The sequence below is a fragment of the Variovorax sp. GW823-FHT04B03 genome (assembly GCF_058796495.1).
This window is the reverse complement of the sequence record NZ_JBXAIT010000003.1, coordinates 789539-803317: the sequence shown is the minus strand read 5'-3', so window position 1 is coordinate 803317 and position 13779 is coordinate 789539. Positions and strand designations below refer to the sequence as shown.

Genomic DNA, 13779 nt, shown 5'->3' with positions numbered 1-13779 from the left:
GCGACCTCGTTCATGCGCACAGCGCCAGCGCCTCGAGGCAGGCGCGCCGGTGCGCTTCGCCCTGCGACGGTTTCACCGTGCGGCCGGCGACGCGCACGCCGTAGTCCACGCCGAGCCGGTCGGCCATCAGCACCCAGGCGCACAGGCGCGACAGGCGGGCCTCGATGTCGGGCAGCGCGGCGGCGTGCGCGTCGAGCCAGAGCTCTTCGCGCTGCGTGTGCTGCGTGTCGCGGCTCACCAGGTCTTCGGAGCCGTTGGCCTGCGCGCGGGCGGCCTTCTTCCAGACCACGAGCTTGAGCGGATCGCCGCGCCGGTAGGCCCGCACACCGTCGTATTCGCCGGCGTTCTGCGCCCGCACCGCGGCCGATGCGGCGGCGGGCCCCGAGAGCGGCTCGCCCGCCGGCAGCGGCGGCGGATGGGCTTCGGGCGTCGGGTACACGAGCAGCTGCGCGGCCGGCCGCCAGACGGTCCAGACGCGGAAGGTGCCGAGCGGAAAGCGCGTCTCGGCGGTCAGCGGCGGCACCGGGTGCAGGCCGCGCCGCTCGGGCTGGAAGGCGATCTCCACCGTGGCCGTGCCTTCGGCCGGCACGTCGGTCCATGCCCACTGGCCGCTGCCGCGCACCGCCATGCCGATGCCGTAGCGCACGCTGCGCCGTTCGTTGTGCAGCACCACGCGCAGCACCGCCGCGGCGCCCGCGAACTGCGCCTCGGGCGGCACCATGCGCAGCGCCAGCCCGCGCAGCGTGGCGTGGCACACATGCATGCCCACCGCGACGCTGCCGGCCAGCAGGAAGGTCAGCAGGTAGCCCAGGTTGAGCTGGTAGTTGATCGACGCGACCAGCAGCACCAGCAGCGTGGCCGCCAGCGTCCAGCCGGCGCGCGTGGGCACGATGTAGACGTTGCGCTGGGTGAGTTCGAGCGTGTCCGACGGGGCCCGGCGCGAGAGGAACCAGCCGTCGATGCGCGAGCGCAGGACGCCGACAGGGCTCACGGCAGCGGCACCTCGGCGATCATGGCGCGCACCTGTTCGACGGCGCCGCGGCCGGCATCGCCCACGGGCGTGAGGCGGTGCGCGATGGTCTGCGGCAGCACGGCCTGCACGTCGTCGGGCGCCACGTAGTTCCGGTTGGCCAGCAGCGCCTGCGCCTTGGCGGCGCGCAGCACGGCGATGCCGGCGCGCGGCGACAGGCCCTGCAGGAACCAGCGGCCCGAGCGGGTCGCGGCGATCAGGTCCTGCAGGTAGTTCAGCAGCGGCTCGGCCGCATGCACCTGCTGCACGCGCTGCTGCAGGGCGGTGAGTTCGCCGGCGGTCAGCATCGCGGGCAGGCCGGCGAGCATCTCGCGGCGGTCGGCGCCGGCCAGCAGCTGGCGCTCGGCCGCGCGGTCGGGGTAGCCCAGCGAGATGCGCATCAGGAAGCGGTCGAGCTGCGATTCGGGCAGGGCGAAGGTGCCGAGCTGGTCCTGCGGGTTCTGCGTGGCGATCACGAAGAAGGGCGAGGGCAGGGGGCGGGTCTCGCCCTCGACGGTGACCTGCTTTTCTTCCATCGCCTCGAGCAGCGCGCTCTGGGTCTTGGGGCTGGCGCGGTTGATCTCGTCGGCCAGCAGCACCTGCGCGAAGATAGGCCCGGGGTGGAACACGAAGGCCTGCTGGCCCCGGTCGTAGATCGCCACGCCCGACAGGTCGCCCGGCATCAGGTCGGCCGTGAACTGCACGCGCGAGAACTGCAGGCCGAAGGTGTGCGAGAGCGCATGGGCCAGGGTGGTCTTGCCGACCCCCGGCACGTCCTCGATCAGCAGGTGCCCGCCCGCCAGCAGACAGGCCACGCAGTCGCGCACCTGGGCCTCTTTGCCAACAATCACCGTGTTAAGCTGACTCAGCAAAGTGGCTAGCTTCGCAGCAACGTCCATATTTGTATCCATATGCAAACGATACCGTAAGACCTTGCGGCCCCATGCTGCGTGAGGTCTAGACGCGACGACACGAGACACGGCGAGAGATGGGCAAGACAGGCTACTTCACGCATCGCGACTTCTGGAAGCACGACATGGGCAACGGGCATCCCGAATGCCCCGAGCGGCTGGATGCCATCGAAGACCGGCTGCTGTTGACCGGCGTCGGCGACGCGCTGGCGCGGGGCGAAGTGCCCCTGGCCACGCTGGAACAGATCACCCGGGCCCACAGCCACGCGCATGTCGAACACCTCGAGGAGCTGCAGCAGCGCCTCGTGGCCGACGCACCCGCCGGCGGCCCCGACCATGCGCAGGTCGACCCCGACACCGTGCTCACCCGCTTCACCCTGCTGGCCGCGCGCCGCGCCGCGGGCGCCGCCGTGGCGGCCACCGATGCCGTGATGGCCGGCGAGATCGAGAACGCCTTCTGCCCCGTGCGCCCGCCGGGCCACCATGCCTGCCGGGAGCAGGCCATGGGCTTCTGCTTCTTCAACAACGTGGCCATCGCCGCGCGGCACGCGCTCGAGGTGCACGGCCTGGACCGCGTGGCCATCGTCGATTTCGACGTGCACCACGGCAACGGCACCGAGAACATCCTGTCGAACGACCCGCGCGTGCTGATGGTCGGGTTCTTCCAGCACCCGTTCTATCCGTACAGCGGCACCGAGCACCCGGCCTCGAACATGCTGAACCTGCCGATCCCGGCCTACACCAAGGGCATGGACGTGCGCGAGCTGGTCGAGGCGATCTGGATGCCCCGGCTCGAGGCCTTCAAGCCGCAGATGGTGTTCATCAGCGCCGGTTTCGACGCCCACCGCGAGGACGAGCTGGGCCAGCTCGGCCTCAACGAAAACGACTTCGCCTGGATCACCGGCCGCGTGCGCGATGTCGCCAAGCGCCATGCGCGCGGGCGCATCGTCTCGCTGCTCGAGGGCGGCTACCACCTGGACGCCCTGGCGCGCAGCGTGGAAGCGCACATCCGCGTGCTGGCGGACCTGTAACCCGGTTGGCGCCCGCGAGGCGCCCTGTTTCTTTCATCGATGAATTTCAATTTCGACGACTTCCTCCAGCGCCTGCGACAGGTCGACGCGCACGGCCTGGGCATCGAACTCACCGTGCTCGTGACCTGCGTGGCCGTGGCATGGGCGGTATGCAAATGGTTCGGGCGCGACCAGCCCAAAGATTCGATCTGGTTCGGCGAGCGCACCTTCGACGGCCTGCTGTTCCCGCTGCTCGCGCTGGTGCTCACCGGCATCGCGCGCCGCGTGGCGCTCGATGTGCTGCCCGTGGTGCTGGTGCTGCGCATCGCCGTGCCGGTGTTCCTGTCGCTGGCGGTCATCCGGCTGTTCGCGCGGGTGCTGCGGGCCGTGTTTCCGACCTCCAGCCTGGTGCGGCTGATCGAGCGCACCATCTCGTGGCTGGCCTGGATCGCCGCCGTGCTGTGGATCGTCGGGCTGCTGCCGCCGGTGCTGGCCGAGCTGGACGACATCACGCTGGCCTTCGGCAAGACCCGCGTGAGCCTGCAGACCATCATCCAGGGCGCGCTGTCGGCGGGGCTGGTGCTGATGATCGCGCTGTGGATCTCCAGCACCATCGAAAAACGCATCCTGCGCGAGGCCGTGAGCGACCTGTCGATGCGCAAGGTGGCGTCGAACGCGGTGCGCGCCTTCCTGCTGCTGATCGGCCTGCTGTTCGCGCTGTCGGCGGTGGGGGTCGACCTCACGGCGCTGTCGGTGCTGGGCGGCGCGCTCGGCGTGGGCCTGGGCTTCGGCCTGCAGAAGCTGGCGGCCAACTACGTGAGCGGCTTCGTGATCCTGCTGGAGCGCTCGATCCGCATCGGCGACAACGTGAAGGTCGACACCTTCGAAGGCCGCATCACCGACATCAAGACGCGCTACACGCTCATCCGCGCGGGCAACGGGCGCGAGGCCATCGTGCCGAACGAGTCGCTCATCACCGGCCGGGTCGAAAACCTGTCGCTGGCCGACCGCAAGTTCAACATCACGACCAACATCGTGGTCGGTTACGAGAGCGACGTGGCGCAGGTGCAGGGCATCCTGTGCGACGCCGCCAAGGCCCAGCCGCGCGTCATGACCGACCCGGCGCCCATCGCCTACCTCGTCACCTTCGCGCCCGACGGCCTGGAGTTCAGCCTGAACTTCTGGGTTGCCGACCCTGACAAGGGCAAGGACAACGTGCGCTCGGCCATCAACATCGCCATCCTCGAAGGGCTGCGGGCCGCCCGCATTGACATTCCCTATCCGCAGCGGGTGCTGCGAGTGGAATCTTTGCCGGCGGGAGTGGCCGCAGCGCCTCCCGCTGTTTTATAATCACGGAAAAGCACGATCGTTCTTTTTTTGAGCCCTCGAGGCCGACGAGAAGAATGGAGAGGCAGCCAAGGCCGGCGTCCTAAAATGGCCGGCTGCTCTCGAAGCCCCCCTTTTTGCAATCCAATGGAGTCAAGTCAATGAAGGTTCTTGTGCCTGTCAAACGGGTCGTCGATTACAACGTGAAGGTGCGCGTCAAGAGCGACGGCACCGGGGTGGACATTGCCAACGTCAAGATGAGCATGAACCCCTTCGACGAGATCGCTGTCGAAGAAGCGGTTCGGCTGAAGGAAAAGGGCCTGGTCACGGAAGTGATCGCCGTCTCCTGCGGTGATGCCAAGTGCCAGGAAACCCTGCGCACCGCGATGGCCATCGGTGCCGACCGCGGCATCCTGGTCGAGACCGCTGAAGAGCTGCAACCCCTCGCGGTTGCCAAGCTGCTCAAGGCACTGGTCGACAAGGAACAGCCCCAGCTGATCATCCTGGGCAAGCAAGCCATCGATGACGACGCGAATCAAACGGGCCAGATGCTGGCTGCCTTGGCCGACCTGCCCCAAGCCACCTTCGCCTCGAAGGTCGACCTGGCCGGCGACAAGGTCACCGTCGCACGCGAAGTCGACGGCGGCATGGAAACGCTGACGCTCACGCTGCCCGCGGTCATCACGACCGACCTGCGCCTGAACGAGCCGCGCTACGTGACGCTGCCCAACATCATGAAGGCCAAGAAGAAGCAGCTGGACACCTTCAAGCCGGAAGACCTGGGCGTGGACGTGAAGCCCCGCCTGAAGACCCTGAAGGTCAGCGAGCCGCCGAAGCGTGGCGCCGGCATCAAGGTGCCCGACGTCGCCACCCTGGTGGACAAGCTCAAGAACGAAGCCAAAGTGATCTGAGGAAGAAACGAACATGACCGCACTCGTCATTGCCGAACACGACCACGCCAGCATCAAGCCGGCCACCCTCAACACCGTGACCGCCGCCCTGGCTTGCGGTGGCGACGTCCACGTCCTCGTGGCCGGTGCCAACGCAGCGGAAGCCGCCAAGGCTGCCGCGCAGATCGCCGGCGTGTCCAAGGTCATCGCTGCCGACAGCGCATCGCTGGCCGAGAACCTCGCCGAGAACGTCGCAGCGCAAGTGCTGGCGATCGCCGGCAACTACAGCCACATCCTCTTCCCCTCGACCGCCAACGGCAAGAACGTGGCTCCCCGCGTGGCAGCCAAGCTCGACGTGGCGCAGATCAGCGACATCACCAAGGTCGACAGCCCCGACACCTTCGAGCGTCCGATCTACGCCGGCAACGCCATCGCCACCGTGCAGAGCACCGACGCCACCAAGGTGATCACCGTGCGCACGACCGGCTTCGACGCCGCAGCCGCCACCGGCGGCAGCGCAGCGATCGAAACGGCTGAAGGCGTGGCCGACAGCGGCAAGAGCGCCTTCGTGGGCCGTGAAGTCACGAAGAGCGACCGCCCCGAACTGACCGCCGCCAAGATCATCGTCTCCGGTGGCCGCGCGCTGGGCAGCGCCGAGAAGTTCAATGAAGTGATGACGCCGCTGGCCGACAAGCTCAACGCCGGCCTGGGTGCCAGCCGCGCCGCCGTGGATGCAGGCTACGCCCCGAACGACTGGCAAGTGGGCCAGACCGGCAAGATCGTCGCGCCACAGCTGTACATCGCCGCGGGCATCTCGGGCGCGATCCAGCATCTGGCCGGCATGAAGGACTCGAAGGTCATCGTCGCGATCAACAAGGACGAAGAAGCCCCGATCTTCTCGGTGGCCGACTACGGCCTCGTGGCCGACCTGTTCACGGCCGTGCCGGAACTCGTGAAGGCGCTCTGATCGCTTCAACGCATTGAGCCAGAAGGCATCGTTCGCGATGCCTTTTTTACATCTGCCGCCCCCACCGCGGCCCCTGGAGAGAAGACATGAGCTACACCGCCCCCCTCAAGGACATGCTGTTCGACATCGAACATCTGGCCAACATCGGCGAGATCGCCAAGCTGCCCGGCTTCGAAGACGCCGGCCTCGAAACCGCGCAGGCCGTGCTCGAAGAGTGCGCGCGCTTCAACCAGGACGTGGTGGCGCCGCTGAACGTCGAAGGCGACCGCAACCCCTCGTCGTTCAAGGACGGCGAAGTCACCACCAGCAAGGGCTTCAAGGACGCCTTCGCGCAGTACGTGTCGGGCGGCTGGCAGGGCCTGCAGCATCCGGCGGACTTCGGCGGCCAGGGCCTGCCCAAGACCATCGGCGCGGCCTGCGGCGAAATGCTCAACTCGGCCAACATGAGCTTCGCGCTGTGCCCGCTCCTGAGCGACGGCGCCATCGAGGCGCTGCTCACCGCCGGCTCCGACGAGCTCAAGGCCGTGTACCTCGAGAAGCTCGTGAGCGGCCAGTGGACCGGCACGATGAACCTCACCGAGCCGCAGGCCGGCAGCGACCTGGCCATGGTGCGCAGCCGCGCCGAGCCGCAGCCCGACGGCACCTACAAGGTGTTCGGCACCAAGATCTTCATCACCTACGGTGAGCACGACATGGCCGAGAACATCGTGCACCTCGTGCTGGCCCGCGTGACCGGCGCGCCCGAAGGCGTGAAGGGCATCAGCCTGTTCGTGGTGCCGAAGTTCATGGTCAACGCCGACGGTTCGCTGGGTGCGCGCAACGACGTGCACTGCGTGAGCATCGAGCACAAGATGGGCATCAAGGCATCGCCGACCGCCGTGCTGCAGTACGGCGACCACGGCGGCGCGGTGGGCTACCTCGTCGGCCAGGAGAACCGTGGCCTCGAGTACATGTTCATCATGATGAACTCGGCCCGCTACGCCGTGGGCATGCAGGGCATCGCGATCGCCGAGCGCGCCTACCAGCACGCCGTGGCCTACGCCAAGGACCGCGTGCAGAGCCGCCCGGTCGATGGCTCCATCAACGCCAGCGCGCCCATCATTCACCATCCGGACGTGAAGCGCATGCTGATGACGATGCGCGCGTATACCGAAGGCTGCCGCGCGATGGCCTCGGTGGCCGCGGCCGCCTACGACGCCGCGCACCACCATCCCGATGCCGACGCGCGCAAGCAGAACCAGGCCTTCTACGAATTCATGGTGCCGCTCGTGAAGGGCTACAGCACCGAGATGAGCCTCGAAGTGACCTCGCTGGGCGTGCAGGTGCACGGCGGCATGGGCTTCATCGAGGAGACCGGCGCGGCGCAGTACTACCGCGACGCGAAGATCCTCACGATCTACGAAGGCACCACCGCGATCCAGGCCAACGACCTCGTGGGCCGCAAGACCGCGCGCGACGGCGGCCAGACCGCGAAGGCGATCGCCGCGCAGATCGAGAAGACCGAGGCCGAACTCGCTAAGAGCGACAGCGCCGCGGCCGCAGCCGTCCTCAAGCGCCTGACCGCCGCGCGCCTGGCCTTCATCGACGTGGTCGATTTCGTGGCCGGCCAGACCAAGGCCTCGCCGAACGCCGTGTTCTCGGGCAGCGTGCCGTACCTCATGCTCGCGGGCAACCTCGTGGCCGGCTGGCAGCTGGCGCGTTCGCTGATCGTGGCGCAGGACCAGGCCTCGCACAACGTCGACGTCGCCTTCATGCAGGCCAAGATTGCCACCGCGCGCTTCTACGCCGAGCACATCCTGAACAAGGCGCCGGGCATCCGCGACAGCATCGTCGAAGGCGCCGAGAGCGTCACGGCGCTGGCGCTCGAGGCGTTCTGACGCACCCGCCGCTGTCGCCGATCTGACGGGCGGCAGCGGCCCCTTGCTCTTATAAAACCGAACCCCTTCCCGGAGACGACATGTCCAAGCTGCCTTCTGTTCTCGCGAACCTCCCGCTGCCGATCATCGGCTCGCCGCTGTTCATCATCAGCAACCCCAAGCTCGTGATCGCGCAATGCAAGGCCGGCGTGGTCGGCTCGATGCCGGCGCTCAACGCCCGCCCGGCCGCCCAGCTCGAAGAGTGGCTGATCGAGATCACCGAGGAGCTGGCGGCCTACAACAAGGCCAACCCGGACAAGCCGGCCGCGCCCTTCGCCATCAACCAGATCGTGCACAAGAGCAACGACCGCCTGGAGCACGACATGGAGATGGTCGTGAAGTACAAGGTGCCGATCGTGATCACCTCGCTGGGCGCGCGCACCGACGTGAACGACGCGGTGCACAGCTACGGCGGCGTGACCTTGCACGACATCATCAACAACAAGTTCGCGCAGAAGGCGATCGAGAAGGGCGCCGACGGCATCATCGCCGTGGCGGCCGGTGCCGGCGGCCATGCGGGCGTGAAGAGCCCGTTCGCGCTGGTGCAGGAAATCCGTCAGTGGTTCGACGGCCCGATCGCGCTGTCGGGCTCCATCGCCTCCGGCGGCGCGGTGCTCGCGGCGCAGGCCATGGGCGCCGACTTCGCCTACATCGGCACCGCCTTCATCGCGACCGAAGAGGCGCGCGCGAGCGAGGAGTACAAGCAGGCCATCGTGGACGGCAACTCGGACGACATCGTCTACTCGAGCCTGTTCACCGGCGTGCACGGCAACTACCTGGCGCCCAGCATCGTCAAGGCCGGCATGGACCCGGCCAACCTGCCCGAAGGCGACGTGACGACCATGAACTTCGGCGGCGGCGAAGGCAGCAAGGCCAAGGCCTGGAAAGACATCTGGGGCTCGGGCCAGGGCATCGGCGCCATCACCGAAGTGGCGAGCGCGGGCGCCTTCATCGAGAAGCTCAAGCGCGAGTACCAGGAAGCACGACAGCGATTGGCACTTTGAACGGTTCGCACGCACCGGCATCGACCTCCGCTGCGAGCGGTGGCGGCGGGGCCGTGCCTGCGCGGCAGGGGCGCATGCCGCTGCTCGACGTGGTCAAGGGCCTGGCCTGTGCGTTGATCGTCGGGCACCACCTCGCGCGCTACGGCCCGATGCCGGCCGGCGCGCAGGTGCTGGCGCCCGATTTCTTCGGCTGGCTCGCGAACGACGGCCGGCTCGCGGTGCAGGTCTTTCTCGTGATCGCCGGCTTTCTCGCCACGGCGAGCCTGGCGCCCGACGGCGTGCTGCGCGTGGACCGGCCGTTCTCGCGGATCTTCCAGCGCTATGGCCGGCTGGTCATGCCGTACCTGGCGGCGCTCACGGTCTGCGTGCTGGTGGCCGAGGTGGCGCGGCCATGGCTGGGTGAAGAGGTGGTGCCGGCAGAGCCGAGCCTCGGTCAGCTGCTGGCGCACGGGTTGCTGCTGCAGGACCTGCTGAACTACGAGTCGTTGTCGACCGGTGTCTGGTACGTGGCGATCGACTTCCAGCTCTTCGCGCTGGCGCTCGCACTGGTCGGGCTGCCCGCCGTGCTGCGACAACCCACTTCGGCCGCGCGCTGGGCGCCGGTGGCGCTGGTGTTCATCGTGGCCGTGGCGTCGCTCGCGCTCTTCAACCGGCAGGCGCGGCTGGACGAAACGGCGTTCTATTTCTTCGGCGCCTACGGGCTCGGCATGCTGGCCTTCTGGGTCGGCCGCGCCACGCGCACCAGCACCTGGTGCAGCGCCGTTGCGCTGCTAGCGCTGGTGGGGGCGGGCGCGCTCGCCATCGACTGGCGCAGCCGCATCGCTATCGCGTTGGTGACCGCGCTGCTGATCGCGGTGGCGCAGCGCCGGCAGTGGTTGTCGCCCGCGCACTGGCCCGCGGCGGCCGTGCCGCTGCAGCAGCTGGGGCGCATTTCGTATTCGCTGTTCCTGATCCATTTCCCGGTGCTGCTCGCCGTGAACGCGCTGGTGGCGGGCCTGGGGCCGCATGGGCCATGGGTCGACCTGCTGGGCATGGTCGCGACCTTCGGCCTGTCGGTGGGCGCTGCGGTGCTGCTGTACCGCGGGGTCGAAGCCCGGCCGGCCTCGCTGCGCAGCGTCTGCACACTTTTTGCCGCATTGCTCGTCAGCGGCCTCATCGTGTCGTACTGAAGCGCGCCGCACCCGCTGCGGTGCGGCCCTTTTTCTTCCCATTCCTTTGCAAATCTGTTGCCTTCGGGCTTCAGAGCGGGCAGTCTGCGCGAACTGCCCCTGTTGTGTATGATTGTGAATCTTTCAGTAAATACTGAAAATACACAAACTCAAGGAATGACAGAACCATCGCCGCCACGATCGCCGTTGAAGGCTTTCACGTCGCCCGACATCGGCAGCGTGGTGCAAGGCGTCGCGGCGCTCGCGTGGCTGCCGCAGGCGGCGCTGCTGGCGATGGCGGTCCAGGGCCTGGCCAACGGCGAGGGCATGGCGGCCGTGCTGTGGCCGGCGGCGGGCATCCTCTTGCTCGGCCTGCTGCGCGCGGGCTGCGAAGCCTGGGGCGTGCGCCGCACCTTCGGACGCGCGCGGGCGCAGCTGACGGCCTTGCGCGCGCAGACCGCAGCCGCATTGGCGGCCGGTTCGCCGCTCGACCGCGAACGCGCGCCCTCCGGTCTCGCGGCCAGCGTGCTCGCCGAACAGGCCGAGGCGCTGGTGCCGTACCTCGTGCGCTACCAGCCCGCGCGCTGGCGCGCGACGGTGGTGCCGCTCTTCCTGCTCGCGGCCGTGGCCTGGTTCTCGTGGGCTGCGGCGCTGGTGCTGCTGGTGGCGGCGCCGCTGATCCCGATCTTCATGGCCATCGTCGGCTGGCGCGCCAAGGCGGCCAGCGAGGCGCAGATGGTCGAGATGGGCGGCATGAACGCCTTCCTGCTCGACCGCCTGCGCGGCCTGGCCACGCTGCGCGCGCTCGACGCGGTCGACGCCACGGCCGACCGGCTCGGCGCCTCCGCCCAGTCGCTGCGCCAGCGCACGATGGCGGTGCTGCGCATCGCGTTCCTGTCGTCGGCCGTGCTGGAGCTGTTCTCCGCGCTGGGCGTGGCGCTGGTCGCGGTCTACATCGGTTTCCACCTGCTGGGCTCGCTCGGCTTCGGCGCCTGGGGCCAGCAGCTCAGCCTGGGCGAAGGCCTGTTCGTGCTGTTGCTGGCGCCGGCCTTCTTCGAGCCACTGCGCGAGCTGTCGGCGGTCTGGCACGACCGCGCGGCGGGCGAGGCGGCGCTGCAGGCGCTCGACGACCTGCAAGGCGGCACGCTGCCGTTGCCCGGCGCGGGCGTCGCGGTCACGCGCGCAGCGACTGGCGCCGCCGGGGCAGGGGTCGCGCCTGCGGTGACGGTCCATGGGCTGCATTTCTCCTGGCCCGGCGAGTCGACGCCGCTCTTCGACGGATATGAACTGCGCATCGGCGCCGGCGAACATGTCGCGCTGGCCGGCCCCAGCGGATCGGGCAAGACCGCGCTGCTTTCGCTGCTGGCCGGGCTGATGCCGGCCACGCGCGGCGAGATCGCCATCGGCGGCGTGCCGCTCACCGAGCACACGGCTGCCGCACTGCGCCAGCGCACGGCGTGGATGGGACAGAAGCCCCACGTCTTCGCCGGCTCGGTCGAAGCCAACGTGGCGCTGGGCCGTGCCGACATCGGCGCGCCCGAGGTCGCCGAGGCGATGCGTTTCGCGGCGCTCGAGGACGTGGCGCAGGCCCATCCCGGCACCGCGCTGGGCGAGGGCGGCAGCGGCCTGTCGGGCGGCGAGGCCGTGCGGCTGGCGCTGGCGCGCGTCGCGGTGCATCCGCGTGCCGACCTGATCCTGGCCGACGAGCCCACGGCCCACCTGGACACCGCCACCGCCGCGCGCGTGGCCGACGCACTGGTGGCGCTCGCCCGTGGCCGGACCTTGATCGTCTCGACCCACGACCCGGTGCTGGCCGCGCGCATGGACCGCACGGTGAGCCTCGGCCCCGAGCCGCCGGTGGAGAAGGCCGCATGAGCCGCCACGCGACCCATTCCCCGCGCTGGCGCGACCTGCGCCTCGTGCTGCGTCCCTTCCTCGCGACCCAGCCGCGCGCCTTGCTGCTGGGCTGCCTGCTGGCCGCTGTCACCGTGCTCGCGGGCATGGCGCTTCTGGGCCTGTCGGGCTGGTTCATCACCGCGACCGCGCTCGCCGGCCTGCATGCGGCCACGGCCTTCACCTTCGATGTCTTCATGCCCTCGGCCGGCATCCGGTTGCTGGCGCTCGGGCGCACGGGGTCGCGCTACGGCGAGCGGCTGGTCACGCACGATGCCACTTTCGCCGTGCTTGCCGAACTGCGCGTGCGGCTGTTCCGCGGCTGGGCCCGCCCCGAGGCCGCACGTGACCTGCTGATGCGGCCGGCGCGGCTCTTGTTCCGCCTCACGGCCGACATCGATGCGCTCGAGTCGCTCTACCTGCGCCTGTTCGTGCCCGCCGCCGCGGCGCTGGGCGCGGCGCTGCTGGCGGGCATCGTGCTCGGCTTCATGCACGTCGGGATGGGCGTGGCGATCGCGCTCTGGCTCTGCGCCGTCGGCTGGGGGCTGGCGCTCCTCATCGCGCGGCGTGCGCGGCAACCGGCGCGCCAGCGCGCCCATGCCGTGGAAGCGCTGCGCGCGCGGGCCGTCGACCTGGTCGCAGGCCAGGCCGACCTCGCGATGGCGGGCCGGCTCGACGCCCAGCGCGCCGCGCTGATGAATGCCGACGCGCACCTCGCGCAGGCCGACCTCGCGCTGAACAAGCTCGAAGCCGCTGCTGGTTTCGCCTACGGCAGCGCGGGCACCTTGACGTTGGTCGGCGTGCTGCTGGCCGTGGGCGCGCTGGTGAGCGAAGGTGTCATCGGCGCCCCCGGCGCGGCGCTCGCGTTGCTGATCGCGCTCACTGCCACCGAGCCGTTCGCGGCGCTGCGGCGTGGCGCGCTCGACGCGGGGCGCACGTGGCTGGCCGTGCGCCGGCTGGCACCACGGCTCGACCCTTCAGTGGAAGAGGGCGCACGCCCCTCTCGCAACGTACAGACGGCAGCCGTGCAGGTCGACCAGCTCACCGTCATGCACCCCGGCAGCCTCGTCGAAGTGCTCAGCGGCGTGTCGCTGAACCTGAACGCCGGCGAACGCGTCGCGCTGATCGGTGCCAGCGGCGCAGGCAAGTCCACGCTGCTCTCCGTGATCGCCGGCGACCTCACGCCGCGTGCCGGCCAGGTGCAGGCGCAGCCGGCCTGCCTGCTGACCCAGCGCACCGAACTCTTCCAGGACAGCCTGCGCGACAACCTGCGCCTGGCCGATCCGCAAGCCAGCGACGAGCGCCTGTGGGCCGTGTTGCACGCCGCCGGCCTCGACGCCGACGTGCGCGCGCTGGCCACCGGCCTCGACACGCGCCTGGGCGAAGGCGGCCTCGGCCTCTCGGGCGGACAGTCGCGCCGGCTCGCGCTCGCGCGGCTGCTGCTGCGGCCCGTGCCGCTGTGGCTGCTCGACGAACCGACCGAGGCGCTCGACGCCGCCACCGCGCAGGACGTGCTGCAGCGCCTGGCGCAAGAGGCCGGCCCGCGCACGCTGCTGATCGCCACGCACCTGCGCCGCGAAGCCGCGCTGGCCGACCGCCTCGTGTGCATGGCGCAGGGCCGCATCGTCGCCGACCTGCGCCGCGGCACCGATGCCTTCGAGGCCGCGCTGCGCGGCCTGCGCCCCGATTGATGAGTTGATCGACC

11 protein-coding genes are annotated in these 13779 nt (G+C 69.6%); 9 read left to right on the top strand and 2 right to left on the bottom strand.

Going from position 1 to position 13779, the window contains the following annotated elements; translation table 11 throughout:
* Positions 1-10: 10 nt before the first annotated feature.
* Positions 11-991, bottom strand: coding sequence for a DUF58 domain-containing protein (locus tag AC1RAD_RS16800; RefSeq protein WP_095947365.1), 981 nt, complete (start codon positions 989-991; stop codon positions 11-13).
* Positions 988-1908, bottom strand: coding sequence for an AAA family ATPase (locus tag AC1RAD_RS16795; protein ID WP_062482262.1), 921 nt, complete (start codon positions 1906-1908; stop codon positions 988-990). Before AC1RAD_RS16795 ends, AC1RAD_RS16800 begins: the two co-directional genes overlap by 4 nt.
* An 89-nt stretch (positions 1909-1997) precedes the next feature.
* On the opposite strand from AC1RAD_RS16795, the gene AC1RAD_RS16790 reads away from it, so the two are divergent.
* From AC1RAD_RS16790 to cydC, 9 genes are all read left to right on the top strand, one after another.
* On the top strand, positions 1998-2951 hold the full coding sequence (locus AC1RAD_RS16790) for a histone deacetylase family protein (RefSeq protein ID WP_062482261.1): 954 nt from the start codon (positions 1998-2000) through the stop codon (positions 2949-2951).
* Positions 2952-2990: 39 nt separating this feature from the next.
* The gene (locus AC1RAD_RS16785) at positions 2991-4280 is read left to right on the top strand and encodes a mechanosensitive ion channel family protein (protein WP_159272338.1); all 1290 of its coding nucleotides are present in this window, start codon (positions 2991-2993) and stop codon (positions 4278-4280) included.
* Positions 4281-4417: 137 nt separating this feature from the next.
* Positions 4418-5167 carry an electron transfer flavoprotein subunit beta/FixA family protein gene (locus AC1RAD_RS16780; RefSeq protein ID WP_492736052.1) on the top strand — a complete coding sequence of 250 codons (750 nt, stop codon included), beginning with the start codon at positions 4418-4420 and terminating at the stop codon, positions 5165-5167.
* A gap of 13 nt (positions 5168-5180) precedes the next feature.
* The gene (locus AC1RAD_RS16775) at positions 5181-6113 is read left to right on the top strand and encodes an electron transfer flavoprotein subunit alpha/FixB family protein (protein WP_159277451.1); all 933 of its coding nucleotides are present in this window, start codon (positions 5181-5183) and stop codon (positions 6111-6113) included.
* A gap of 86 nt (positions 6114-6199) precedes the next feature.
* Positions 6200-7990, top strand: a complete 1791-nt coding sequence (locus tag AC1RAD_RS16770) for an acyl-CoA dehydrogenase (protein WP_492736050.1) — start codon at positions 6200-6202, stop codon at positions 7988-7990.
* An 80-nt stretch (positions 7991-8070) separates the two neighbouring features.
* Positions 8071-9033, top strand: a complete 963-nt coding sequence (locus AC1RAD_RS16765) for an NAD(P)H-dependent flavin oxidoreductase (protein WP_062482679.1) — start codon at positions 8071-8073, stop codon at positions 9031-9033.
* Positions 9034-9107: 74 nt separating this feature from the next.
* The gene (locus AC1RAD_RS16760; RefSeq protein WP_095947369.1) at positions 9108-10202 is read left to right on the top strand and encodes an acyltransferase family protein; all 1095 of its coding nucleotides are present in this window, start codon (positions 9108-9110) and stop codon (positions 10200-10202) included.
* Between the two features lie 156 nt (positions 10203-10358).
* Complete coding sequence (cydD, locus tag AC1RAD_RS16755) at positions 10359-12056, top strand: thiol reductant ABC exporter subunit CydD (protein ID WP_492736048.1); 1698 nt, start codon at positions 10359-10361, stop codon at positions 12054-12056.
* Positions 12053-13765 (top strand): thiol reductant ABC exporter subunit CydC, encoded by a 1713-nt coding sequence (cydC, locus tag AC1RAD_RS16750; RefSeq protein ID WP_492736046.1) that lies wholly within the window; start codon positions 12053-12055, stop codon positions 13763-13765. The genes cydD and cydC overlap by 4 nt, the downstream gene beginning before the upstream one ends.
* Positions 13766-13779: the final 14 nt, after the last annotated feature.